The organism is Kitasatospora sp. NEAU-CNBT7, from assembly GCF_057220535.1.
On the sequence record NZ_JBXQQB010000008.1, the window covers coordinates 1 to 24825 of the forward strand.

Annotated in this window: 24 protein-coding genes; 17 read left to right on the forward strand and 7 right to left on the reverse strand. The window is 72.9% G+C overall.

Annotation, left to right across the window (positions count from 1 at the left end; translation table 11 throughout):
* Together AC2TEW_RS13015 and AC2TEW_RS13020 are read right to left on the reverse strand one after the other, a co-directional pair.
* The coding region (locus AC2TEW_RS13015) for an acyl-CoA carboxylase subunit beta (RefSeq protein ID WP_484623523.1) at window positions 1–1595 on the reverse strand (1595 nt) is incomplete at its 3' end.
* 392 nt (window positions 1596–1987) lie between these two features.
* Complete coding sequence (locus tag AC2TEW_RS13020; protein ID WP_484623524.1) at window positions 1988–2404, reverse strand: PLD nuclease N-terminal domain-containing protein; 417 nt, start codon at window positions 2402–2404, stop codon at window positions 1988–1990.
* Between the two features lie 98 nt (window positions 2405–2502).
* Here AC2TEW_RS13020 and AC2TEW_RS13025 point away from each other — a divergent pair, with 98 nt between their 5' ends.
* The 3 genes from AC2TEW_RS13025 (at window position 2503) to AC2TEW_RS13035 (ending at window position 5364) form a co-directional block, all read left to right on the forward strand.
* Entirely contained in the window at window positions 2503–3960 is a 1458-nt protein-coding gene (locus tag AC2TEW_RS13025; protein WP_484623525.1) for a menaquinone biosynthesis decarboxylase, read from the forward strand.
* A complete protein-coding gene (mqnP, locus tag AC2TEW_RS13030) occupies window positions 3957–4856 on the forward strand; it encodes a menaquinone biosynthesis prenyltransferase MqnP (RefSeq protein WP_484623526.1) in 900 nt (299 codons plus the stop codon). The genes AC2TEW_RS13025 and mqnP overlap by 4 nt, the downstream gene beginning before the upstream one ends.
* Window positions 4857–4989: 133 nt before the next feature.
* Window positions 4990–5364 (forward strand): VOC family protein, encoded by a 375-nt coding sequence (locus tag AC2TEW_RS13035; RefSeq protein WP_484623527.1) that lies wholly within the window; start codon window positions 4990–4992, stop codon window positions 5362–5364.
* A gap of 21 nt (window positions 5365–5385) precedes the next feature.
* Here AC2TEW_RS13035 and AC2TEW_RS13040 read toward each other — a convergent pair whose 3' ends face one another.
* Both AC2TEW_RS13040 and AC2TEW_RS13045 read right to left on the reverse strand, forming a co-directional pair.
* Window positions 5386–6096 (reverse strand): MOSC domain-containing protein, encoded by a 711-nt coding sequence (locus tag AC2TEW_RS13040; protein WP_484623528.1) that lies wholly within the window; start codon window positions 6094–6096, stop codon window positions 5386–5388.
* Window positions 6097–6190: 94 nt separating this feature from the next.
* On the reverse strand, window positions 6191–6931 hold the full coding sequence (locus AC2TEW_RS13045) for a cyclase family protein (protein WP_484623529.1): 741 nt from the start codon (window positions 6929–6931) through the stop codon (window positions 6191–6193).
* Between the two features lie 78 nt (window positions 6932–7009).
* On the opposite strand from AC2TEW_RS13045, the gene AC2TEW_RS13050 reads away from it, so the two are divergent.
* The 6 genes from AC2TEW_RS13050 to AC2TEW_RS13075 all read left to right on the forward strand — a co-directional run bounded on the left by AC2TEW_RS13050 (window position 7010) and on the right by AC2TEW_RS13075 (window position 13113).
* The gene (locus AC2TEW_RS13050; RefSeq protein ID WP_484623530.1) at window positions 7010–7663 is read left to right on the forward strand and encodes a UbiX family flavin prenyltransferase; all 654 of its coding nucleotides are present in this window, start codon (window positions 7010–7012) and stop codon (window positions 7661–7663) included.
* 120 nt (window positions 7664–7783) lie between these two features.
* The gene (locus tag AC2TEW_RS13055) at window positions 7784–8248 is read left to right on the forward strand and encodes an Lrp/AsnC family transcriptional regulator (RefSeq protein ID WP_033823149.1); all 465 of its coding nucleotides are present in this window, start codon (window positions 7784–7786) and stop codon (window positions 8246–8248) included.
* A 5-nt stretch (window positions 8249–8253) separates the two neighbouring features.
* Window positions 8254–9216: a threonine ammonia-lyase gene (locus tag AC2TEW_RS13060; protein WP_484623531.1), complete on the forward strand. Its 963-nt coding sequence runs from the start codon at window positions 8254–8256 to the stop codon at window positions 9214–9216.
* Between the two features lie 110 nt (window positions 9217–9326).
* Window positions 9327–10490, forward strand: a complete 1164-nt coding sequence (gene mqnE, locus AC2TEW_RS13065) for an aminofutalosine synthase MqnE (protein WP_484623532.1) — start codon at window positions 9327–9329, stop codon at window positions 10488–10490.
* A gap of 162 nt (window positions 10491–10652) precedes the next feature.
* Entirely contained in the window at window positions 10653–12038 is a 1386-nt protein-coding gene (locus AC2TEW_RS13070) for a hypothetical protein (protein ID WP_484623533.1), read from the forward strand.
* Between the two features lie 133 nt (window positions 12039–12171).
* Window positions 12172–13113, forward strand: coding sequence for a beta-ketoacyl-ACP synthase III (locus tag AC2TEW_RS13075; RefSeq protein ID WP_033823152.1), 942 nt, complete (start codon window positions 12172–12174; stop codon window positions 13111–13113).
* A 202-nt stretch (window positions 13114–13315) separates the two neighbouring features.
* On the opposite strand, the gene AC2TEW_RS13080 is transcribed toward AC2TEW_RS13075, so the two are convergent.
* Entirely contained in the window at window positions 13316–13957 is a 642-nt protein-coding gene (locus AC2TEW_RS13080; protein ID WP_033823153.1) for a TetR family transcriptional regulator, read from the reverse strand.
* Window positions 13958–14336: 379 nt separating this feature from the next.
* On the opposite strand from AC2TEW_RS13080, the gene AC2TEW_RS13085 reads away from it, so the two are divergent.
* Entirely contained in the window at window positions 14337–16679 is a 2343-nt protein-coding gene (locus tag AC2TEW_RS13085) for a serine/threonine-protein kinase (RefSeq protein WP_484623534.1), read from the forward strand.
* A gap of 48 nt (window positions 16680–16727) precedes the next feature.
* On the opposite strand, the gene galE is transcribed toward AC2TEW_RS13085, so the two are convergent.
* On the reverse strand, window positions 16728–17711 hold the full coding sequence (gene galE, locus AC2TEW_RS13090) for a UDP-glucose 4-epimerase GalE (protein ID WP_484623535.1): 984 nt from the start codon (window positions 17709–17711) through the stop codon (window positions 16728–16730).
* A gap of 168 nt (window positions 17712–17879) precedes the next feature.
* Here galE and AC2TEW_RS13095 point away from each other — a divergent pair, with 168 nt between their 5' ends.
* Window positions 17880–18965, forward strand: coding sequence for a S1C family serine protease (locus AC2TEW_RS13095; RefSeq protein ID WP_484623712.1), 1086 nt, complete (start codon window positions 17880–17882; stop codon window positions 18963–18965).
* A gap of 108 nt (window positions 18966–19073) precedes the next feature.
* On the opposite strand, the gene AC2TEW_RS13100 is transcribed toward AC2TEW_RS13095, so the two are convergent.
* Entirely contained in the window at window positions 19074–20261 is a 1188-nt protein-coding gene (locus tag AC2TEW_RS13100) for a sensor histidine kinase (RefSeq protein ID WP_484623536.1), read from the reverse strand.
* Window positions 20262–20543: 282 nt separating this feature from the next.
* On the opposite strand from AC2TEW_RS13100, the gene AC2TEW_RS13105 reads away from it, so the two are divergent.
* The 6 genes from AC2TEW_RS13105 to AC2TEW_RS13130 are packed head-to-tail and all read left to right on the forward strand — an operon-like array spanning window position 20544 to window position 24822.
* Window positions 20544–20951: an NADH-quinone oxidoreductase subunit A gene (locus AC2TEW_RS13105; protein WP_033824561.1), complete on the forward strand. Its 408-nt coding sequence runs from the start codon at window positions 20544–20546 to the stop codon at window positions 20949–20951.
* The gene (locus AC2TEW_RS13110) at window positions 20942–21565 is read left to right on the forward strand and encodes an NADH-quinone oxidoreductase subunit B (protein WP_484623537.1); all 624 of its coding nucleotides are present in this window, start codon (window positions 20942–20944) and stop codon (window positions 21563–21565) included. Before AC2TEW_RS13105 ends, AC2TEW_RS13110 begins: the two co-directional genes overlap by 10 nt.
* Entirely contained in the window at window positions 21562–22653 is a 1092-nt protein-coding gene (locus AC2TEW_RS13115; protein ID WP_484623538.1) for an NADH-quinone oxidoreductase subunit C, read from the forward strand. The genes AC2TEW_RS13110 and AC2TEW_RS13115 overlap by 4 nt, the downstream gene beginning before the upstream one ends.
* Complete coding sequence (nuoH, locus tag AC2TEW_RS13120; RefSeq protein ID WP_484623539.1) at window positions 22650–23609, forward strand: NADH-quinone oxidoreductase subunit NuoH; 960 nt, start codon at window positions 22650–22652, stop codon at window positions 23607–23609. The genes AC2TEW_RS13115 and nuoH overlap by 4 nt, the downstream gene beginning before the upstream one ends.
* Complete coding sequence (locus AC2TEW_RS13125) at window positions 23609–24178, forward strand: NuoI/complex I 23 kDa subunit family protein (RefSeq protein WP_033826082.1); 570 nt, start codon at window positions 23609–23611, stop codon at window positions 24176–24178. Before nuoH ends, AC2TEW_RS13125 begins: the two co-directional genes overlap by 1 nt.
* Window positions 24175–24822, forward strand: a complete 648-nt coding sequence (locus AC2TEW_RS13130; RefSeq protein WP_484623540.1) for an NADH-quinone oxidoreductase subunit J family protein — start codon at window positions 24175–24177, stop codon at window positions 24820–24822. Before AC2TEW_RS13125 ends, AC2TEW_RS13130 begins: the two co-directional genes overlap by 4 nt.
* Window positions 24823–24825 lie beyond the last annotated feature (3 nt).

The window sequence follows — 24825 nt, forward strand, 5'->3', positions numbered from 1 at the left end:
GGCGGGTTGCCGTGCTTGCGGCTGGGCAGGTCGGCGTGCTTGGTGCGGAGCATGGCGAGGGCGGAGGCGAGGACGGTGCGGGTCTCGGCCGGGTCGATGACGTCGTCGACGAGGCCGCGTTCGGCCGCGTAGTACGGGTGCATCAGCTCGCTCTTGTACTCCTTGATCTTCTGGGCGCGCATCGCGTCGGGGTCCTCGGCGCCGTTGATGTCGCGGCGGAAGATGACGTTCGCGGCGCCCTCGGCGCCCATCACGGCGATCTCGTTGGTCGGCCAGGCGTAGGACAGGTCCGCGCCGATCGAGCGGGAGTCCATCACGATGTACGCGCCGCCGTACGCCTTGCGCAGGATCAGCTGGATCCGCGGCACGGTGGCGTTGCAGTACGCGTACAGCAGCTTCGCGCCGTGCCGGATGATCCCGTCGTGCTCCTGGTCCACACCCGGCAGGAACCCGGGCACGTCCAGCATGGTGATCAGCGGGATGTTGAACGCGTCGCACATCTGCACGAACCGGGCGGCCTTCTCCGACGCGTGGATGTCCAGCACCCCGGCCAGCGACTGCGGCTGGTTGGCGATGATGCCCACCACATGCCCGTCGATCCGCGCCAGCGCGCAGATCACATTGGTCGCCCACCGCTCGTGCACCTCGAGGTACTCGCCGTGGTCGACGACCTCCTCGATCACCTTGCGCATGTCGTACGGCCGGTTGCCGTCCGCCGGCACCAGGTCCAGCAGCGCGTCGCCCCGCCGCTGCACCGGGTCGTCGTTCGGCTGCACCGGCGGCATCTCCCGGTTGTTCTGCGGCAGCAGCGACAGCAGGAACCGCACCTCCTCGATGCACGACTGCTCGTCGTCGTACACGAAGTGCGACACCCCGGACACCGTGGAGTGGACGTCCGCGCCGCCCAGGCCGTTCTGCGAGATCTTCTCGCCGGTCACCGCCTGCACCACGTCCGGGCCGGTGATGAACATCTGCGAGGTCTCCCGCACCATGAACACGAAGTCCGTCAGCGCCGGCGAGTAGGCCGCGCCGCCCGCGCACGGGCCCAGCATCACCGAGATCTGCGGGATCACCCCCGACGCCCGGGTGTTGCGCTGGAAGATCCCGCCGTACCCGGCGAGCGCGGTGACGCCCTCCTGGATCCGGGCGCCCGCGCCGTCGTTCAGCGACACCAGCGGCGCACCCGCCGCGATCGCCATGTCCATGATCTTGTGGATCTTCTGCGCGTGCGCCTCACCCAGCGCACCGCCGAAGATCCGGAAGTCGTGCGCATAGGTGAACACCGGCCGCCCGTGCACCGTCCCCCACCCGACGACCACACCGTCGGTGTGCGGCTTCTTCGCCTCCAGGCCGAAACCCTGCGCCCGGTGCCGACGGAACGGCTCCACCTCGTTGAACGAACCCTCGTCCAACAGCAGCGCGATCCGCTCACGCGCGGTCAGCTTCCCCTTCGCGTGCTGCGCCTCGGTGGCCTTCTCGCTCGGGCCACGGCGGACCTGCTCCCGAAGGTCGTGCAGCTCGGCCACCCGACCCCGGGCGTCAGCGGGGGTCTCGGGGACCTCGTCGCCGATCGGCGCCTCGTGCAGAACCGTCATCTCGAAACCACTCCAAGTCGCCGCGGGAACTGTCCGACAGCCGGACCTGCGATGGGCGGCTGCTGCTGCGAACACTTCTTCACTTACGACAGTACGAGGCGGGGCGGCCGCGTTTCGGCGTTGATTCCGTACAAGGTCGAGAGCCATTAGATGTACAGGCTGAACAGAACACCGTTCGGCACCCCGGGTGGGCCACCCGGGGTCGGACGCGTGTCCGAGGGGCGTCCCGGTGGCCGGGACGGCGAGGAAACCGGCTGGTCAGCGCGGTGTATCAGGGGGAGGGTCGGGGCCCGGCCGGCCGCCGGGGCCGACCGGGCCCGGCCCGGCCGACCGGCGGCGGACGGCGCGGCGAACGGGCGGTGACTCGTAGGGAAGCGCCAAAAACGTTTCCGTCAGGCCCGAGGCCCCTTTTCGGGGTCCTCCTTGCCCTCCCGGAGGTCCTCCTCGCGGCGGCGCAGATCGGCCTCCCACTGCTTGAGCATGTCCTCGTGCCGCTGGTTGTCCCGCTTCAACGAAGCCAGGAACTCCGGGTCGTCGTCCGGCGCAAGCTGGCGCCCGCGCGGGCGCTCGTACTCGGGGAAACCGGCGGTCGGTCCCGAGGGCCAGGCCACCGTCCGGGCGCGGGCCGAGCGGCGCTCCTTGCCGACCGCGAGCCAGGCGATCGAGCCGACCAGCGGGAACAGCAGCACGATGACCACCCAGGCCACCTTGGGCAGGTAGCGAACCTCCTCCTCCGGGGCGGTCAGGCAGTCGATGAAGGCCCACACCCAGAAGGCGAGCGCGAGCAGGAAAGGCAGGTTCCTCAACACGGTGGTGATCTCCCCCGGCGAACGGCGACGGCAACGGGTCCGGACGCGGACGGGACCCTTGGCGGGGCCAGGTTAGTCCGTGCCGGATACTGGCTGGCATGGCATACGACGATCTCCGTTCGTTTCTGAGGGCCCTGGAGCGAGAGGGCGACCTCAAGCGGATCAAGGCAGAGGTGGACCCGTACCTGGAGGTCGGGGAGATCGTCGACCGGGTGCAGAAGGCGAAGGGCCCGGCGCTGCTGTTCGAGAACGTCAAGGGCGCCTCGATGCCGCTGGCGATGAACGTCTTCGGCACCGAGCGGCGACTGGCCAAGGCGCTCGGCCTGAAGTCCCCGGACGAGATCTCGGAGAAGATCGGCGGCCTGCTCAAGCCCGAGCTGCCGAACGGCTTCACCGGCATCCGCGAGGCCTTCGGCAAGCTCGCCTCGATGACGCACGTCCCGCCGAAGAAGGTGAAGTCCGGCGAGGCCCCCGTCCAGGAGGTCGTGCTCACCGGCGACGACGTCGACCTGGACCAGCTGCCCGCCCTGTTCACCTGGCCGCAGGACGGCGGCTCCTTCTTCAACCTGGGCCTGACCCACACCAAGGACCCGGACACCGGGGTGCGCAACCTCGGCCTCTACCGCCTGCAGCGGCACGACCGGCGCACCATCGGCATGCACTGGCAGATCCACAAGGACAGCCGCAACCACGCCGCGGTCGCCGCCAAGCGCGGCGAGAAGCTCCCGGTGGCGATCGCCTTCGGCTGCCCGCCGGCCGTCACCTACGCCGCGACCGCGCCGCTGCCCGGCGACATCGACGAGTACCTGTTCGCCGGCTTCGTGGCCGGGGAGCGCACCCGGATGGTCGACTGCAAGACCGTCCCGCTCCAGGTGCCCGCCGACGCCGAGGTGGTGCTGGAGGGCTGGCTGGAGCCCGGGAAGATGCTGCCGGAGGGTCCGTTCGGCGACCACACCGGCTTCTACACGCCGCAGGAGCCGTTCCCGGCGCTGACCATCGACTGCGTGACCATGCGGCGGCGCCCGCTGCTCCAGTCCATCGTGGTCGGCCGCCCGCCGACCGAGGACGGCCCGCTGGGCAAGTTCACCGAGCGGTTCTTCCTGCCGCTGCTGAAGGTGATCATCCCGGACATCGTCGACTACGACCTGCCCGAGGCCGGCGGCTTCCACAACTGCGTGATCGTCTCGATCGACAAGAAGTACCCCAAGCACGCCCAGAAGGTGATGCACGCGATCTGGGGCGCCCACATGATGTCGCTGACCAAGCTGATCATCGTGGTGGACTCCGACTGCGACGTGCACGACTACCACGAGGTCGCCTGGCGGGCCCTCGGCAACGTCGACTACAGCCGCGACCTGTCCGTGGTCGAGGGCCCGGTCGACCACCTGGACCACGCCTCCTACCAGCAGTTCTGGGGCGGCAAGGCAGGCATCGACGCCACCCGTAAGCTGCCCGAGGAGGGCTACACCCGCGACGGCGGCTGGCCCGAGATGGTCGCCTCCGACCCGGCCACGGCCGAGCTGGTGACCAAGCGCTGGAAGGAGTACGGACTGTGACCACGGCGGCCGTCCCGGCCCATCCGAACAAGGCCAAGGCCTTCCTGCGGCTGGTGATGATCGAGCACTCGGTCTTCGCCCTGCCGTTCGCCTACATCGCCGCGCTGACCGCGATGTACGAGCGCTACGGCGAGATCCGCTGGGGCGTCCTGCTCCTGGTCACCGTCTGCATGGTCGGCCTGCGGACCTTCGCGATGGCCGCGAACCGGATCATCGACCGCGAGATCGACTCCCGCAACCCCCGTACCGCGGGCCGCGAGCTGGTCACCGGCGCGGTCTCGCTGCGCACCGCCTACCTGGGCTCGGCCGTCGCGCTGGTGGTCTTCCTCGGCGCGGCCGCCCTGCTCAACCCGCTCTGCCTGCTGCTCGCGCCGGTCGCCGTGGTGCCGATGGTGGTCTACCCGTACGGCAAGCGGTTCACCGACTTCCCGCACGCCATCCTCGGCCTCGCCCAGGCGATCGGCCCGATCGGCGCCTGGCTGGCCGTCACCGGCTCCTGGTCCTGGGACGCCGTGGTGCTGGGCCTCGCGGTCGGCATCTGGATCGGCGGCTTCGACCTGATCTTCGGCTGCCAGGACGTCGCCGCCGACCGCGCCGAGGGCGTCCGTTCGGTGCCCGCCCGCTTCGGCATCCCGGCGGCCCTGTACGGCGCCCGCGCCTGCCACGCCGTCACCACCGGCCTGCTGGTCTGGTACGGCCTGCTCACCGACGCCGGCCCGGCCTTCTGGACCGGCCTCGCCGTGGTCGCCGGCGCCTTCGTCTACGAGCACTCCATCGTCAAGCCCGGCGACCTCTCCCGCCTCAACCGGGCCTTCTTCACCACCAACGGCTTCGTCGGCATCTCGCTGTTCGCCTTCACCCTGGTCGACCTGGTCATCCGCGGCCTCGGCCTCTGACCGCCCCGCCCGCCGCCCGCCGCCGTCCCGGCCCACCGCCGGGACACGCGGCGGGCGCGGTGCTGTCGGGCGGCGACGGGGCACGGGATGCTGGGACGAGAGTCAGCCGTCCGCTGTGAGGGAGTGTCCACCGATGATCGGCAAGCTGCAGTGCGTGGTGCTGGACTGTCACTACCCGGCGGGTCTGGCCCACTTCTACGCCGGGCTGCTCGGCGGGGAGGTGGACCGGCCGGACCCGCGCTGGGAGCTGGACGAGGAGTGGTCGACGGTGCACGCGCCCGGCGGGCTGGTGCTGGCCTTCCAGCGGGTGGAGGACTTCCGGCCGCCGATGTGGCCGGACCCGGCGCACCCGCAGCAGCTGCACCTGGACATCGAGGTGGCCGACCTGGACGAGGCCGAGGCGAAGGTGGTGGCGCTCGGCGGGGTGCACAAGCTCAGCGAGGAGTCCTGGCGGGTCTACACCGACCCGGCCGGGCACCCGTTCTGCCTGGTCCGGCACGCGGCCTGAGCCGCGGGACGGGCCCGGCGCTCAGTCCAGGACCAGGGTGTCCCCGATCCGGAGCCGGCCCGGACGGGTGACGGTGGCCAGCGCGTCGAGCCGGCCGTCGTGGGCGTGGGTGATGGCCTTGAGGATCTCCGGGGCGTGCGGCAGCCCGGGCTGGGCGGTCCCGCTCATCGCGCAGCGCTCGCTGGAGCGGACGAACGCCAGCCGGACGCCCCGCCGCACCCCGCCGGCCCGGCCGAACCAGCCGTCCTCGGCGAACGCGGGGGTGCCGGGCGGCGTCCGCAGCAGGATGTTGGGGCGGAACCGCCGCTCGTCCACCACCGCCGTGGGCACGGCCGCCCGGACCCAGTCCAGGGTGGCGGTGGTGAGCACACTGACCGGCAGCTGGTCGAAGTGCGGGACGCCGTCCTCCCGGGCCAGGCCGACGTCCTCGCGTTCCAGGTAGGCGCGCAGGAAGGCGGTCGGGTCGGCGACCGGGCTGCCGAGCGGGTCGAACAGCTCGGGGGCGTCGATCCGGCTGCCGAGCCGGGAGCTGAGCCGCAGCAGGCCGTCCATCCGGCGCAGCCGCCGGGTGTTCTTCCCGGAGCCGAGCCGGCCGGTGCCGTCCCGGACGGCGTAGAGCCGGTCGCCGGCCAGCCCGCGTTCGTCCACCTCGACGGCGTCGAGCGGTTCGCCGCCGGTGGACTTCACCGGGTACCGCCAGAGCCGCTCCACGACTCCGATGATCTCTGCCATGGCGGGAGCCTATCGGCGCCGCCCGCTATGGTCTAGACCAACTCAAGACGCCCTGGCGCCAAGCGGGTTGGGGTGCCACCGCCCACGGCCGGGCTCACCCCAGCCGGGCCACCGCCCGCACCGGAGCGCCGTCGGCGGCCACCAGCCGCAGCGGGAACAGTGACACCTCCACCGGCTGCCCCGCGGCCTGGGCCGCCAGCAGCGGCGCCAGGTCGGTGAGGTTCTCGGCGATCACCGCGCCGCCGTCCGGCCCGAGCAGCACCCGGTGCGCCGCCAGCGTCGGCTCCTCGGGCGCCGGGTCGTGCTCGTCGGCCAGCTGGTCCAGCAGTGCGGCCACCGCCGGGTCGGCCGGGCCCGGGTCCGGTGTCGGGTCGACCGACAGCGCGTCCACCCCGACCGTACGGATGCCCGCGGCGACGATCGCCCCGGCGGTCTCCGCGGTCAGGTACGGGTGCGCCAGGTAGCGGTCGGTGCCCCAGTGGCGCGGCCAGCCGGTGGCCAGCAGCAGGACGGTGCCGGGCCCGGCCAGGGCCAGCGCGGGCGCCAGCAGTTGTGGTGTCACCGGCGTCCGGGGGGCCAGCCCGCGCAGGTCGGCCACGACGGCCGGCCCGGTGAACAGCTCCAGCGGCAGCCCGTCCAGGGTGGGCCAGGTGACGTCCACGTGGTACGGCGCGTCCACGTGCGTGCCGGTCTGCGAACCCAGGTGCAGGCCGAGCACGTTCACCCCCTCGTCGGCCGAGGTGAGCGCGGGCCGCAGCTCCACCTCCGGGTCCCCGGGGTAGACGGGCATCCCGGTGGTGACCGGATGCGTGAGATCGATCAGCGTCGACGCCATGCCCCCCATCCTCCCGCAGCCCCGGGCCCGGGCCCCTCGACGGGGGCGCCCCGGCCGGCAAGCCCTAGGGTGCGAGGTATGAACGATCAGCAGGTGCGCAGGCCGTGGGTGGTAGGGGTGTCGGGCGCGTCGGGCACGCCGTACGCGGCCTCGGTGATCCGGGGGCTGCTGGCGGCGGGTGAGGCGGTGGACCTGGTGGTCAGCCGCGCGGCCAGGCTCACCATCCTGGACGAGACCGGCATCTCCTTCCGGGACGCCCACTGGCAGGACGACCTGGCGGCCTGGACCGGGGTCGAGGACCTCTCCGGCGTCCGCCACTGGCCGGCCGGCGACTTCGCGGCCGGCCCCTCCAGCGGCTCCTACCCGGCCAAGGGGATGCTGGTGGTCCCCGCGACCACCGGCGCGGTGGCCGGGATCGCGCTGGGCCTGTCCAAGGACCTGCTCCAGCGCGCCGCCAGCGTGACCCTCAAGGAGCGCCGGCCGCTGGTGGTGTGCCTGCGCGAGACCCCCCTCAATGGGGTGACGCTGAAGCACCTCGTCGAGCTGGACGCCCAGGGCGCCGTCGTGCTGCCCGCCTCGCCGGGGTTCTACGCGGGCGGCTCCACCGCCCGTGAGCTGGTGGACTTCGTGGCCGGCCGGGTGCTGGACGCGGTGGGTGTGCCGCACGCGCTGTACCGCCGTTGGGAGGGTGAACTGGGCGGGGCGGTGAAGGCGCCGGGGCGGGCCGGGTGAGAGTCCGGTGAACGGGAGAGTATGTTCTTTGCGATATCCGGGTCGATCCGCGTGTAACGCCTTTGATTTCGGATAATGATCAGTGGGTCTGGAGAGGTTCGGAAGGACGCGGGCAGGCATATGGACTCAGTGGACAGACAGCTCATCCAGGCGCTCCGGGAGAACGGCCGCGCCTCGTACGCCGAGCTCGGCCGGCTGGTCGGCCTGTCCGGCCCCAGCGTGACCGACCGGATCAACCGGCTGGAGCAGGCCGGTGTGATCACCGGCTACCGGGCGACCGTCAACCCGGCCTCGCTGGGCTACGGCGTGACCGCCCTGATCGGTCTTCAGCTGACCGACGCCGCCGACCACGAGGACGTGGCGCACCGGCTCAAGGACCTCCCCGAGGTCGAGGACTGCTGGTTCATCGCGGGCGACGACTCGTACATGCTCAAGGTCAGGGTCCCGGACGTGGAGGGACTGGAGTCGGTGGTCAAGCGGATCTCCGGCACCAAGGGTGTGGCCCGCACCAGGACCACGGTGGTCCTCTCCACCAAGTGGGAGAACCGGGTGAGCGAACTGCCGCTGACGGACATGGGGGAGTGACGTCGATGCCACTGGTCGGACTGGAGGAGCTGCGCGCCGCGCAGCAGCGCATCGCCGGGGTGGCCGTACGGACCCCGCTGCTGCCGTGTCCGTGGGCCGCGGACGGTACCCGTGCGCTCTGGCTGAAGCCGGAGAGCCTCCAGCCCACCGGGGCGTTCAAGATCCGCGGTGCGTTCAACCGCCTCGCCGTGCTGAGCGAGGCGGAGCGGGCCCGCGGTGTCGTCGCCCAGTCCAGTGGCAACCACGCGCAGGCGGTGGCGTACGCGGCCCGGATCCTCGGGATCAAGGCCGTCATCGTGATGCCCGACACCTCGCCGGCCGTCAAGGTCGGCAACACCCGCTCGTTCGGCGCCGAGGTGGTCCTGGTGCCGCCCGGCGAGCGGGACACCCTGCCCGCCGAACTGGTCGAGCGGCACGGCTACGTCTGGGTGCCGCCCTACGACGACCCGTACATCATCGCCGGGCAGGGCACCGTCGGCCTGGAGATCGCCGAGGACGCCCCGGACGAGCTGGACACCGTGCTCGTCCCGGTCAGCGGCGGCGGTCTGATCTCCGGCACCGCGGCCGCCCTCAAGCTGGCCTGCCCGGGCGTCCGGGTGATCGGCGTCGAGCCGGAGCTGGCCGCCGACGCGCAGCAGAGCCTGCGCACCGGCCGGCACACCGTCTGGCCGGTCGCGGACACCTACCGCACCCTCGCGGACGGGCTGCGCACCCCGTCCGTCGGCGCGCTCCCGTTCGAGCACCTGCAGGCATACGTGGACGACATCGTGACGGTCAGCGAGGACGAGATCCGCGCCACCGTGGCCCTGCTCGCCCGCCGCGGCCGCCTGGTGGCCGAACCGTCGGGCGCGGTCGCCCCCGCCGCCTACTTCCACCGCGCCGGCGAGCTGGAGGGCCGGGTCTTCGCCGCGGTCGTCAGCGGCGGCAACCTGGACCCGGAGCTGCTGTCGGAACTCCTCGCCGGGTAGCGGCGGCCGCCGTCCGCCGGGGTGGTGCGGCCCGGTTGCCGGGCCCGGCGGGCGCTAGGCGTAGTCTCGGTTCCGGCATTGATTCGAAGTCGGAGGAGGCGGAGCGCCGCATGGACGCAGGGCTCAAGCGCGAGCTGGAGGCGAAGGTCTACGCGGGTGAGCGGCTGACCCGCGAGGACGGCATCGCGCTCTACGAGAGCGACGACCTGGCCTGGCTGGGCGGTCTCGCGCACCACGTGCGGACGCGCAAGAACGGTGACGTCGTCCACTTCAACGTCAACCGTCACCTCAACATGACCAACGTCTGCGCGGCCTCCTGCGCGTACTGCTCGTTCCAGCGCAAGCCGGGCGAGAAGGACGCCTACACGATGCGGATCGAGGAGGCGGTCAAGCTCGCGAAGGCGATGGAGGTCGACTCCCTCACCGAGCTGCACATCGTCAACGGCCTGCACCCGACCCTGCCCTGGCGCTACTACCCGCGCTCGCTGCGCGAGCTGAAGGCCGCGCTGCCCAACGTCTCGCTCAAGGCGTTCACCGCCACCGAGATCCACTGGTTCGAGCGGATCAGCGGCCTGAGCGCCTCCGAGATCCTGGACGAGCTGATCGACGCGGGCCTGGAGTCGCTGACCGGCGGCGGCGCCGAGATCTTCGACTGGGAGGTCCGGCAGCACATCGTCGACCACGAGACCCACTGGGAGGACTGGTCGCGGATCCACCGCCTGGCGCACGAGAAGGGCCTCAAGACCCCGTGCACCATGCTGTACGGGCACATCGAGGAGCCCCGCCACCGGGTGGACCACGTGCTGCGGCTGCGTGAGCTGCAGGACGAGACCGGCGGCTTCCAGGTCTTCATCCCGCTGCGCTACCAGCACGACTTCCACGACTCCAAGGACGGCATCGTCCGCAACAAGCTGATGGCCCGCACCGAGATGGCGACCGGCGCCGAGGCGCTGAAGACCTTCGCGGTCTCCCGGCTGCTGTTCGACAACGTGCCGCACGTCAAGGTCTTCTGGGTGATGCACGGCGTCACCACGGCCCAGCTGGCGCTCAGCCACGGCGCGGACGACATGGACGGCTCGGTGGTCGAGTACAAGATCACGCACGACGCGGACAACTTCGGCACGCCGAACAAGCTCGGCCGTGACGACCTGCTGGACCTGATCCGCGACGCGGGCTTCCGCCCGGTCGAGCGCAACACCCGCTACGAGGTCATCCGCGAGTACGACGGCCCGGACCTGCAGCGCCGCGAGACCCCGCAGGCGATGCGCCTCTGACCCGGCGTCCCCCGACCCGCCGCCCGCGCCCCCGAGGGGCCGGGCGGCGGACGTCATGGACCGGCCCGGACGGGCCCGTTCATGAAAGGGAGCGCGTATGCTCACAGGCTCACCACACGCCACGGGTTCCGCTCCGCCCCGAGGCTTGGAAGGATCGTCAGCATGTCCGGTTCCTACCGTGCCCAAGCGCCGTACCCCCAGGCCGCCCCGGCGGCACCGTACGGCGGCGGGCCGGTGACGGGCCACCCGGCCGGGCCGCAGGACCCCTGGGCCGGCGGGCAGCAGCACCAGGCCCAGGACCCGTACCAGCAGCCGTACGACCCCTACCAGGGCCACCCGCAGGCCGGCGGCGGATACGGCGGCCACCAGGGCGGTCACCGGACCGGGCAGCAGCCGTACGCCGGGCAGCAGCAGTACCAGGAGCCGTACCGGCAGCCCTTCCAGCAGTACCCGGTGGGACCGGCCGGCGACCCGTACACCGAGGACCCGTACCCGTACACCGAGGACCTCTACACCGAGGACGTCCACACCGGGGACCCGTACGCCGGGGACCTGTACGACGAGGACCTGTACGACGCCGAGCCCTTCGGGGCCGCGTCCCCCGCGCCGGCACCGCCCGCTGCCGCCGCGACCCCTGCCCCCGCGACCCCGGCCGCCGGGCGCCGGGCCGCCGCTGCGGAGGGGGCCGAGGACCGCTCGCGCGGCCACCGGCGCAAGCCGAAGGCGAAGCGCCGCGGCGGCCGGGCGACGGTGGGCGCGGCGGTGGTCCTGGCGGCCGCCGCGGGCTGGTTCTCCGTCGGCCCCGGGCGCGGTCTGCCCGCGTCGATGGTCAGCGCCCTGGACCGTCCCGAGCCGGACCAGGTCACGCCCAGGACCGACGACCCGGCGGCCGCCGCCGCGGCCGCGAACCGCACCGAGGCGCCCGCCGCCGACCGCTCCACCCGGTCCGACGCCGGCCTGGCCGCCATCGCGGGCCTCGGCCCGTCCTGGATGGCGAAGATACCCGCGCAGACCAACCAGCTGGTGCTGGTCTCGGGACGCGGCAAGGACTCTCCCGACTCCACCGTGACGATCTGGACCCGCACGCCCGGCGGCGGCTGGAAGGCCGGTACCAGCTGGCCCTCGCACAACGCCCTCAAGGGCTGGACGGCCTCGCACACCGAGGGCGACCTGCACAGCCCGATCGGCCTGTTCTCGCTCAGCGACGCCGGCGGCCGCAAGCCCAACCCGGGCGGCGCCCTGCCGTACAGCGAGGACGCGAACTTCGTGATGGGCGGCAAGGGCTTCAACGGGGAGCCGCTGGCCGGCTCGTTCGACTACGTGGTCGCGATCGACTACAACCGGGTGACCGGCCGCTCGCCGCTGGACACCGCCAAGCCCGAGGGCAAGGCCAAGGGCGGCGGCGTGTGGCTGCACCTCGACCACGGAGGCCCCACCCACGGGTGCGTCTCGCTGACCGAGGACCACATGGTCGAACTGATCAAGACGCTCGACCCGGCGGCCCATCCGATGATCGCGATGGGCGACGCGGAGTCGCTGGCGGTCTGACCTGGGCGGTCGGGCGCCACCGCGGCCGGCCCGCTGTGCCAAGGGGTGTTGTCCGGCCCCTACAGCATCCGCCGCCGGATCCTGTCTGAGGGCGTCACCGCCCGACTCGCCGGTAACCGGGTTGAGTTGCGGTATGACCGCCTCTCGTATCGTTTCGCTCGGCCACTACCAGCCGCCCAAGGTCCTCACCAACGACGACCTGGCGAAGCTGGTCGACACCGACGACGAGTGGATCCGCTCCCGGGTGGGCATCCGCACCCGGCACATCGCGGTCGACGAGACCCTGGTCGACCTGGCCACCGAGGCCGCCCAGAAGGCCCTGGCCGGCAGCGGCTTCCAGGCCGCCGAGATCGACCTGGTGGTGGTCGCCACCTGCACCGCCGTCGAGCGCAGCCCCAACACCGCCGCCGCGGTCGCCGCCCGGCTCGGGGTGCCGTCCCCGGCGGCGTACGACATCAACACGGTCTGCTCGGGCTTCTCGTACGCGCTGGCCACCGCCGACCACGCGATCCGGGCCGGTTCGGCCACCCGGGCGCTGGTGATCGGCGCGGAGCGGATGTCGGACACCATCGACTGGACCGACCGCTCGACCTGCGTGATCTTCGGTGACGGGGCCGGCGCGGCCGTGGTCGAGGCGGTGCCGGACGAGCAGTCCGGGATCGGGCCGGTGGTCTGGGGCTCCACCCCGGAGAAGGGCGACGCCGTGGTGATCACCGGCTGGGACCCGACCATCAGCCAGCAGGGCCAGGCCGTGTTCCGCTGGGCGACCACCGCCATCGCGCCGCTGGCCCGGGAGACCTGCCGCAAGGCCGGGCTGGAGCCGTCCGAGCTCAAGGGCTTCGTCGCGCACCAGGCGAACCTGCGGATCATCGACGCCATCGCGGCCAAGCTCGGCGCGCCGGACGCCGTGGTGGCGCGGGATGTGGTGGACTCGGGCAACACCTCGGCCGCCTCGATCCCGCTGGCGCTGTCCAAGCTGGTCGAGCGGGGTGAGCTGGCCTCGGGCGACCCGGTGCTGCTGTTCGGCTTCGGCGGCGGTCTGGCGTACGCCGGCCAGGTGGTGCGCTGCCCGTAGCGCGCAGCCCGTCCACACGCCGGTGGGGCGGCCGGAATCACTGGATTCCGGCCGCCCCACCGTGGTGCTGCGGCTCGTTGGTGCGCGTCACGGTACGTCGGCGGACCTCCCCCGAGGACACGGCCGCCGTCCGACACACCCCGGACAGGAGGCCGGGAGCTGCGCGCGGGATGGACGGGGTGGGTGGTGCGGTGGGGCGGACCTACTTGGGCGGCTTCTTTCCGGCCACGCCCAGGTAGACCTGGAGGGCCAGGTTGGGCTTGAGGTCCTTGACCTTGACGCCCCAGGAGGTGAACGCCTTCTGGTGCTCGGCCGCCGAGGCCAGCAGCGAGATCAGTGCGCCGGCGACCGCCGCCGGATCGACCGACTTGTCGGTCTTGCCCTGATTCGCCTTCACCGCCTCGGAGAGCGGTCCGGCCACCGAGTTGAGGACTTTCATGCGGATCTTGAAGAACCGCTTGTCCCCCTCGGCTGCACCGAGAGTGACGACGCGCAGAATGGCGTCGTTCTTGCGCCAGAAGGCGAGGAATCCGTCCACCAGATCTTCCGAAGTGGCGTAGCCGGTCTTTCCCGCCCAGGACTTTCCATCGACGAGCTCTTTGAGCCCGGCGCTGTCCTCGGCCATTTCCTCAGCGATCTCGAGGACGGCGCCCTCGACATCCGGGAAGTACTGGTAGAAGGTCGCGGGGGAGGTACCCGCCATACGGGCGACGTCGATGACCTTGACGTCCCGATACGGCGACGTGCTGAGCATCTCGCGGAGGCAGTCGAGCAGCTTCTGCCGCGTCTCCTGTCCGCGTCGCCCGGCGACGCGACCGTCGACGGTGCGAACTTGTCCTGTCATGCCGTCAGCTTACCGTGGCGAGATCTTGGCGCGATTCGGTGATGCGACTATTACGCCGCCCGGGGGTGCTAAAGCGGGGGCGCCGCGGAGTGTACGCACGGAATTTCAACTGATCGCCCGGATGGTGTTGAAGCCCCCCCGTGCACTGATGACCCCACAGCGTGACGAAGGGTCTGCTGAGGGGAGGTCGGATGACCGACGGTGACCATCGGCGAACCGTCAGATGGTGCCGGCGGTGCTCCGGGGGCGGCCGGGGCGGCGGGCGGAGGGTATCCGCCGACGCGTCGAGGGCGGGGGAGATTGGATCCCGGGGGGTGCGCATTGGACAATCGGTCCGGCACCCCGACGGGTGGCGGCGGTAAGGGGAGGTGGCAACGGAGTGGACCAGCTGACGGCGCACGATCCGAGACGGATCGGGCCCTTCGAGGTGCTCGGGCGGCTCGGCGCGGGCGGGATGGGTCTGGTCTATCTGGCGCGGTCGGCGTCCGGCCGGAGGGTCGCCATCAAGACCGTGCGCGCCGAACTGGCCGAGGACGACCTGTTCCGGGTCCGGTTCGCCCGGGAGATCGCGGCGGCCAAGACGGTCGGCGGGTTCTACACCGCCGCGGTGGTCGACGCGGACGCGGACGCGGCGGTGCCCTGGCTGGCGACCGCCTACGTGCCCGCGCCCTCGCTGGAGGACCTGGTCAACGAGTGCGGCCCGCTGCCGGTGGACGCGGTCCGCTGGCTGACCGCCGGGATCGCCGAGGCGCTGCAGTCGATCCACCACGCCGGGCTGGTGCACCGCGACCTGAAGCCCTCCAACGTGCTGGTGGTCGAGGACGGCCCGCGGGTGATCGACTTCGGGATCGCGGCCGGGGTCTCCAACACCCGTCTCACCATGACCAACGTCGCGGTCGGCACGCCCGCCTACATGTCGCCCGAGCAGGCCCGCGACAGCCGCAGCGTCAAGGGCGCCAGCGACGTCTTCTCGCTCGGCTCACTGATCGTCTTCTGCGCCACCGGCCACGCCCCGTACCGCGGCTCCAACCCGGTGGAGACGGTGTTCCAGCTGCTGCGCGACCAGCCGGACCTCTCCGGGCTGCCGCTGGAGCTGGTCGACCTGGTCCGGGCGTGCATGCGGCCCGCGCCCGAGCACCGGCCGACCCCCGCCCAGCTGCAGGCCGAGCTGGCCCCGCACCTGTTCTCCCGGGACGACGCCGCGGGCGAGGCCGGCGACTGGCTGCCGCCCGCCGCGCTGGACCTGATCGAGCGCAGGCGCAGCCGCCGCCCGGTGCCGCCCGCGCCGGTGCAGCCGCCGCCGGTGCCGTCGGCCCACCCGGTCCAGCCGCCGCCCGTCCTGCTGCCGCCGCCGGGCCGGCCGCCGACGCCGGTCCGCACGCCCGACCCCCGGACCGACGGCGGTTCGCTGGGCGGCGAGGCGGCCACCGAGAAGATCCGCGGCGGCCGGCCGCCGGGCGGCGGGGAGCCCGAGGTGCGCCTGCCGGGCGCCTCGGTACGGATAGGGCCCGGGCCGCGCGCCGACCAGACCGGCAGCGTCGCCCCCGCCGTCCCGCCGACCGGCACGGACTGGGTCCGCCGGACCGGCGCCGCGCCCGTACCGCGCCCCGGGCAGCCGTCCCAGGGGGCGCCCGCCGCGCGCTGGCGGCCCTGGCGGTTCCGGATGTCCAACGACGTCTGGGGCACCCCGGTGGTCGCGGACGGCACGCTCTTCGTCTCCAGCTTCGAGGTGCACGCCCTCGACATCGCCTCCGGCGAGCGCCGCTACAAGACCCGGGACGTGGCCTGGGCGCTGGCCGTGGACTCGGGACGGGTGCACGCGGCCGACGGCCCGCACCTGTACACCGTCGACGTCGCGGACGGCACCGAGCGCTGGCGCAGTTCGCTGGACGGCTGGATCTTCTCGCTGGACGCCGCCGACGGGGTGCTCTGCTGCGGGATCAGGGGCGGCGGGGTGCAGCTGCGTTCGGCGGCCAGCGGCGCCGAGCTGTGGCGGGCCGACGACGCCCAGCAGGACTACGAGAACCCGCAGTCCGGGCCGGCCCTGGTCGGCGGCGCCGCGTACTACCACGGCGCCGGCCGGCTGCGCTGCGTGGACCCGCGCGGCGGCGGCCTGCGCTGGTCCTTCCAACTGGGCGAGGAGGTGCCCGCCCGCCCGGTCGGGCGCGCCGGGGTGGTCTACGCGACGGCGGGCACCCGGGTGCACGCGCTGGACGCGGCGACCGGCGCCGAGCGCTGGCGCTTCGACGCGCCGGTGGTGCTGTTCACCCCGCCCGCGGTGGACGACGGGGCGGTCTACGTCGCCGACTACCTGGGGACGCTGTACGCGCTGGACGCGGCCACCGGCCGGGAGCGCTGGCGCGGCCGGACCGCGCCCCGGCAGGGGGCCGAGCCGGTGGTGCTGGCCGACGACACCGCGCTGCTCGGCTCGGGCGACACGCTGTTCGCGTTCGACACCGCCTCGGGGCGGGAGCGCTGGCGCTACGCGGCGCGCGGCGAGATCGTCGGCCTGCCGGCGGTCGCCGACGGGCTGGTGCACCTCGGCAGCAAGGACCACTCGCTGCACACCGTGGACCTGGCCACCGGCCGGCTGCGCTGGGAGCTGGGCACCAAGGGCGAGCTGACCGGTTCCCCGGTGGCGGTCGGCGGCCGGGTCTTCGTCGGCAGCAAGGACCGCTGCGTGTACGCGCTCGACTCGTACTACGGGACGGCGGTGCCGTAGGCCGGGGCCTTCCGCGGGCTGCGCGGGGCCGTCCGCGGGTGCGGGCGGTCAGGCCCGGCGGGCCTGCGGGTGGCGGGCGCACCAGCCGTCCCAGGCGGAGGCGACCATCGACTCGACCTCGTGCCGGGCCGACCAGCCGAGCTCCTGGTGGATCAGGTCGGCGGCGGCCACCACCCGGGCCGGGTCGCCCGCCCGGCGCGGGGTGATCTCGGGGGTGGTGTCGTAGCCGGTGACCCGGCCGATCACGGCGAGCATCTCCCGGACCGACACGCCCTCACCGCGGCCGATGTTGAGGGTCAGGTTGACCTGCCCCGCGGCGGCGTCGAGCCGCTTGACGGCGGCCACGTGGGCCGAGGCGATGTCCTCGACGTGGATGAAGTCGCGGACGCAGCTGCCGTCCGGGGTGGGGTAGTCGTCCCCGAAGACGAGCGGGGCACGGCCGGCGGTCAGCCGTTCGAAGACCATCGGAACCAGGTTGGTGGCACCCTCGTCGGCCAGTTCGGGGGAGGCGGTGCCGGCCACGTTGAAGTAGCGCAGCGCCACCGTGGACAGGCCGTACGCCTTGGCGGCGGCGTTGATCAGCCACTCGCCGACCAGCTTGGTCTCGCCGTACGGGTTGATCGGCACGCAGGGGGTGTCCTCGGTGACCAGGTCGACGTCCGGCATCCCGTAGACGGCGGCCGAGGAGGAGAACAGCACCCGGGTGATGCCGGCCGCGACGACGGCGTCCAGCACCACCCGCAGACCCTCGACGTTCTCCCGGTAGTAGCGCAGCGGCTCGCCGACCGACTCGCCGACCTGCTTCTTCGCCGCGATGTGCAGCACCCCCGTGACGCCGTGCTCACCGATCGCGCGGTCGACGACCGCCCGGTCGAGGGTCGAGCCGACCACCAGCGGCACCCCGGCGGGCAGCCGCCCGGCGGCCCCGCTGCTGAGGTTGTCCAGGACGACGACCTGCTCACCGGCCTCGGCGAGGTGCTGTGTGACATGCCCGCCGATGTAGCCGGCTCCGCCTGTGATCAACCACGTCATGCAGCGATCCTATGGCGGCGTGCCGCCTCAGTGAACAGGACAAAAAGGTGAAATGCTGACAAAGGTCGGCCCGTTCGCAGGCCCTGAGGAGCCGGAACCCGCCGCCGACCGTGCCAGCACGAACCGGAGGACGTCCAGGTGCGCCCCAAGAAGGTCCCGACCCGGCCGATCCCGGCCGGACCCCGCCCGACCGGCCCCAAGGCCAGGCTGCTGCCCGCCGTCCTGCTGGCCCTGGGCGCGCTGGTGCTGACCGGCTGCTCCGGCGGCTCCTCGTCCTCGTCCGCCGCCGCGTCCTCCTCGGGGGCGCTGCCCTCCTCGTCCTCCTCGGCGGCCAACCAGCTGGAGAGCGACTACCAGCGGGTGATCGCGACCGTCCTGCCCTCGGTGGTCCAGATCACCGCCGGGGACAGCCTCGGCTCCGGCATCGTCTACGACGACAAGGGCGACATCGTCACCAACGCGCACGTGGTCGGGACCGCCAAGAACTTCGGCGTCACCCTGGCCAACAGCACCACCGCGCTGGACGCCACCCTGGTCGGCAGCTTCCCGGACTCCGACCTCGCCGTGATCAGGCTGTCCAGCGTGCCGGGCGGCCTCAAGCCGGCCGTCTTCGGCGACAGCGGCAAGGTCGAGGTCGGCCAGATCGCGCTGGCCATGGGCAGCCCGCTGGGCCTCGCCAGCAGCGTCACCGAGGGCATCGTCTCGGCCACCGGACGGACCGTCACCGAGCCGCAGAACGGCGACTCGCCCGGCGCGACCATCGGCAACATGGTGCAGACCTCGGCCGCGATCAACCCCGGCAACAGCGGCGGCGCGCTGGCCGACCTGTCCGGCCGGGTGATCGGGATCAACACCCTGGCCGCCGTCGACCAGGAACTCAACGGCAGCGCCGCCCCCGGCATCGGCTTCGCCATCCCGGCGTCGACCGTCACCGGCATCGCCGACCAGCTGATCAAGGACGGCAAGGTCACCAACTCGGGCCGGGCCGCCCTCGGCATCACCGCCCGGACGTTCTTCGACAGCAGCTTCCAGCCCGCCGGGGCCGCCGTCGTCACCGTGGTCTCCGGCGGCGCCGCCGGCACGGCCGGCCTCCAGCCCGGGGACGTGATCACCCAGCTGGGCGACACGAAGATCACCACCATCGGCTCGCTCACCACCGCGCTGGCCTCGCTCCAGCCCGGTGCCAAGGTCACCGTCACCTACCAGCGCGACGGACAGACCAAGACCGCCGACGTCACCCTCGGCAGCCTCTGACGGGGCTCCGCGACCGGCACCACCCACCGGACCCGGGCCCGGCGGACCGCGCACACATGGGAGGCGGACCGCCGGGCCCGAACCACGTCCGGCCGCGGCCGGGCCCGGTCAGGGACGGGCCGCCCTGGTCCGCCACGGCAGCTCCACCGTCACCCCGGTCGGACCGCCCGCCGGGCTCTCCACCAGGAACACCCCGTCCACCGCGTCGATCCGCTCCGCCAGCCCGGCCAGCCCGCTCCCCGGGTACGCCGCCGCGCCGCCCCGCCCGTCGTCCTGCACCAGCAGCATCAGCCGGTCCTCCACCCGCCAGACGTCCACCGTCGCCGAGCGCGCCCCCGCGTGCTTGGAGATGTTGGTGAGCAACTCGCTGACGGTGAAGTAGGCGATCCCCTCCACCGCCGAGTCCGGCCGCTCGGCACCCTTCAGGTCGACGTGCACCTTGACCCCGCCGGGCACCGTGCAGCGCGCCGCCACCGCCGACAGCGCCGCGTCCAGGCCGCGGTCGGTCAGCACCGCCGGGTGGATGCCCCGGGCCAGGTCGCGCAGCTCCTGCAGGGCGAGCTTGACCTCGCCGTGCGCCGCACCCACCATCGCGGCCGCGGCCGCGACCCCCTCCGGGGTGTCGGTCTCGGCCAGCTTCTCCTTCGCCAGGCCCAGGTCCATCGCCAGCGCGACCAGCCGGGCCTGCGCGCCGTCGTGCAGGTCCCGCTCGATCCGGCGCAGGTCGGCGGCGGCGGTGTCGACCACGGCGCCCCGGTCCTCCTCCAGCTCGTGCACCCGCTTCGCCAGCGCGTTCGGCGCCAGCAGGCTCTCCACCAGCATCCGCTCCAGCGCGGCCATCCAGCGCACCACCCAGGGCAGCACCGGCCAGCCGACCACCAGCAGCACCAGGGTCACCGTGAAGCTGATCAGCCCCCACACCAGCTGCACCACGTTGAACAGCGCCGACCGCCAGCCCAGCGAGTCCGTCAACAGGGCGATCACCCAGCCGGAGACCCCGCTGCGGCGCTGCACCAGCGGGCCCGGCTCCTCGGCCGTACTGCCGAGCGACGCCCGCGCCCTGGCCCGTTCGACCCGTCCGAGCCCCCGGCAGCCGGCCAGCCCGGCGGCCAGCAGCGGCAGGCCGAGCACGGTCACCGACAGGGCCAGGCCCACGGTCAGCGTCGTCACGGTGAACACGAAGCCGGCGATCCCCACCGGCAGGTTCAGCAGCAGGTGCTGGACCTGACCCCACAGCTGCGCCCCGTACAGCGACGGGCGGCGCGGCTGTGCCGGCCGGTGCTCCGCGGTATCCATCCGACTTCCACCCTCTCGATCGACCCGGTGGCACCCAGCATCCCGGTAGCGGCGGCTCCGGGGCCATGGGGGTGATCTCCGTTCGCTCCCGGGGGATAACCCCACCACCCCGTACCCGCGGGTAGGGTGCCCGGTCGCCGTCTTGAGGACCGGGCAGGTGCGGGAGCAGCGAGGCCGTGCACTTAGACTCACGCCGTAGCGATGGTTATGGGTGTGTAAAGAAGAGCGGTGATCCTGCCGGGCCCCGGGCCCGGCCGGGCGGCCCGATGTGGAGGCGAACGCATGGAGGGGCAGCTGGTCGCTGCCGACCCTGCCGTGGGCAGCGGCTACTTCGACGCGTATGCGGCGGTAGGCCTGCTGGCGGTCATCGGCGTGCTGTTCGTCGCGGTGGCGTTCACCGCCAACCGCCTGCTGCGCCCGGCGGTGTACTCGCCGGAGAAGCTGCTCACCTACGAGTGCGGCGTCGACCCGGTGGGCGAGGGCTGGGCGCACACCCAGGTCCGCTACTACGTCTACGCGTTCCTGTACGTGATCTTCGCGGTCGACGCGATCTACCTGTTCCCGTGGGCGACGGTGTTCGCCGCCGCCGGCTACGGCGCGGCCACCCTGGTGGAGATGTTCGTCTTCATCGCCTTCCTCGCGGTCGGACTGCTCTACGCCTGGAAGAAGGGCGTTCTGGAATGGACGTGACCCACTCGCACGGTTCCGGCGGGCCCGTACCGCTGGGGATGCCCGACCCCGCGCGCCCCGGCGCCGCGGTCGAGCAGCGCCGGCTCGGCCCGCTGGCCCGGCTCGCGCCGGACCCGGTCAAGGTGGTGCTCAACTGGGGCCGCCGCTACAGCCTCTGGTGCTTCAACTTCGGCCTCGCCTGCTGCGCGATCGAGTTCATCGCGGCGTCGATGGCCAAACACGACTTCATCCGGATGGGTGTCATTCCGTTCGCGCCGGGCCCCCGCCAGGCCGATCTGATGATCGTCTCGGGCACCGTCACGGACAAGATGGCCCCGGCCGTCAAGCGCCTGTACGAGCAGATGCCCGAGCCCAAGTACGTGATCTCCTTCGGCGCCTGCTCCAACTCCGGCGGCCCGTACTGGGACTCCTACTCCGTCACCAAGGGCGTCGACCAGATCATCCCGGTCGACGTCTACGTGCCCGGCTGCCCGCCCCGGCCCGAGGCGCTGCTCCAGGGCATCCTCAAGCTCCAGGAGAAGATCGCCGCCGAGTCGCTGCCGGAGCGCTACGCCGCCCCGGACTCCGCGCTGCGCCGCCCGCTGGTGGCCGGACCCGGGGAGGCGTCCGAGTGACCCGCACCCCCGAGGAGACCGCCGCCGCCATCGGCGAGTGGGCCACCGCCGCCGAGGCGTACCAACTGCTCACCGTGGACGTCCCGGCCGAGCACTGGACCGAGGCGCTCACCGCCGCCCGCGACACCCTGGGCCTGACCTACTTCGACTGGCTGAGCGCCGTCGACGAACTGGCCGACTGCTACGCGGTCTGCGCCCACCTCGCCGCCCCCGGCGGGGGCACCGTCCGCCACCTGCTGCTGCGCACCCGGATCCCGCGGGACAAGGCCGTGCTGCCGACCGCCGTCGAGGTCTACGCCGGGGCCGGCTGGCACGAGCGGGAGACCAACGAGATGTTCGGCATCGACTTCGCCGGGCACCCGCACCTGGTCACCCTGCTGCTGCCGGACGGCTTCGAGGGCCACCCGCTGCGCAAGGACTTCGTGCTCGCCGCCCGGGTCGCCAAGGCCTGGCCCGGCGCCAAGGAGCCGGGCGAGTCCGAGGGCGACGGACCGGCCCGCCGCAAGATGCAGCCGCCCGGCGTCCCCGACCCGAACGAGTGGGGGCCGCTCAAGGGCACCCTGCCGCCGGTCGCGGAGCGCCCGGCCCGCGGCGCCCGCGCGGCCGGCGCGGCCCGGACCCCGCGCGCGGCTGCGGCGGGGGCCGAGGGCGCGGCCGCGGGCGAGGTCCGGCCGCGCCGGGCCCGCAGCGTCGGCGAAGGCTCGGTCAGCCAGGCCCCCGAGAGCTCGGCTCCCGAGAGCCCGGCTCCCGAGAGCCCGGCCGCGGGGGCGCCGGAGGTCCGGGCCGACCGGCCGCGCCGCACCCGGAGCGTGACCGAGGGCTCCACCAGCCAGGCCGCGCCCGCCGAGGCCGCCGAGAACGCGCCCGCCGAGAACGCGCCCGCCGCGCCCGCGCCCGAGCGCCCCGCCCGGGTCGCCCGTACCCAGTCCTCGGACGCGCCCTGGCACACCCCGGTCCCCGCCCACGGGCCGGACACCCCCGAGCCCGAGACCCCGGACGCCGCCGAAACACCCGAGGCACCTGAAGCACCCGAAACACCCGGGGCACCCCCGACCGGGACGCCGGAGAAGGACGGAGACAGCGCGTGAACTGGATCGACACGCTGCTGCGCTGCCTCGGCACCCTGGTGGCCTTCCTGACCCTCCCGCTGGTGATCGGCCAGAGCGAGCACAAGGTGATGGCCCACATGCAGGGCCGGCTCGGCCCGATGTACGCCGGCGGTTTCCACGGCTGGGCGCAGCTGGTCGCCGACGGCGTGAAGTTCGCGCAGAAGGAGGACATCGTCCCGGCCGGCGCCGACCGCAAGGTCTTCCAGCTGGCCCCGGCGGTCGCCCTGCTGCCGTACCTGGTGGTGCTGCTGGCGATCCCGATCGGCCCGAACGGGCTGGTCGGCCAGGCCGTGGACGCCGGACTGTTCTTCGTGCTGGCCGTGATGGGCATCGGGGTGCTCGGCTCGCTGATGGCCGGCTGGGCCTCGGCGAACAAGTTCTCGCTGCTCGGCGGCCTGCGCACGGCCGCCCAGCTGATGTCGTACGAGCTGCCGATGCTGCTGGCCGCCGCCTCGGTGGCGATGGCGGCGGGCACGGTCTCGCTGACCGGCATCGTGGCGGAGTTCCACTGGTGGTGGCTGCCGTGGCAGGCGATCGGCGCGTTCGTGTTCTTCACGGCGGGCCTGGCCGAGCTGCAGCGCCCGCCGTTCGACATGCCGGTCGCCGACTCCGAGATCATCTTCGGCGCGTACACCGAGTACACCGGCCTGCGCTTCGCGCTGTTCCTGCTCTCCGAGTACGCCGGCATCCTGGTGGTCTCCGCGCTCACCGCGGTGCTCTTCCTCGGCGGCTGGCACGGCCCGGGCCCGGACTCGCTGGGCTGGCTGTGGACCCTGCTCAAGACCTTCGCGCTGGCCTTCGTGGTGATCTGGCTCCGGGTCACCTACCCCCGGCTGCGCGAGGACCAGCTGATGAAGTTCGCGTGGACCGGGCTGATCCCGCTCGCGCTCCTCCAGCTGGCCCTCACCGGCATCATCAAGGTGGCGATCTCCTGATGCGCATTCCAGGTAGCGGTCTGGCCAAGGGCCTGGCCGTGACGCTGCGGACGATGACGAAGAAGACCGTCACCGCGCAGTACCCCGACGTGCAGCCCGAACTGCCGCCGCGCACCCGCGGCGTGATCGCGCTGCTGGAGGAGAACTGCACGGTCTGCATGCTCTGCGCCCGCGAGTGCCCCGACTGGTGCATCTACATCGACTCCCACAAGGAGACGCTGCCGGCCGCCGACCCGAACGCCCGGGCCCGCACCCGCAACGTGCTGGACCGGTTCGCGATCGACTTCTCGCTCTGCATGTACTGCGGGATCTGCATCGAGGTCTGCCCCTTCGACGCCCTGTTCTGGTCGCCGGAGTTCGAGTACGCGGAGACCGACATCCTGGAACTCACCCACGAGCGCGACCGGCTGCGCGAGTGGATGTGGACCGTCCCGGCGCCGCCCGCGCTCGACCCGGCGGCGGAGGAACCCAAGGAGATCGGCATGGCCCGCAAGGCCGCCGACAAGCTGGCCGCCGCGCAGGAGGCCGCCGCGGCCGCCGCCGAGGCCGAGAAGGGTGATCAGCAGTGACGGGCCGTCTGCTCGCCGCGGCCGGGCCGCTGGAGCCGGCCGCCCGCTCCTTCCTGTCGCCCACCGGCGCGGAGATCGTCTTCGTCCTGGTCGGCCTCGCCGTGCTGGGCTCCGCCGTGATCTCGGTGACCACCCGGCAGCTGGTGCACGCCGCCCTGTGGCTGGTGGTCGCGCTCGGCGGGCTGGCGATCGAGTTCCTGCTGCTGACGGCGGAGTTCATCGCCTGGGTGCAGGTGCTGATCTACCTCGGCTCGGTCGTGGTGCTGGTGCTGTTCGGCCTGATGCTGACCAAGGCACCGATCGGGCGCTCGCCCGACGCCGACTCGGGCAACCGCTGGGTCGCGCTCGGCGTCGCGCTGGCCGCCGCCGCCACCCTGGTCACCCTGGTCGCCGACGCCTTCCGGTCCACCTGGGTGGACCTCGGCGCGGGCGGCGGCTCCACCCGGGTCACCGGCGAGAGCCTGTTCCGGTACTGGGTGCTGCCGTTCGAGGCGCTGTCGGTGCTGCTGCTGGCCGCGCTGGTCGGCGCCATCGTGCTGTCGCGCACCGGCAACGGCCGGGTGCCCCGGCCCCGGGCCGGGAAGCTGCGGGCCGGCAAGGCCGTGGGCCGCCCCGCCACCACCGCCGCCACCCGGGAGCGCTGACCA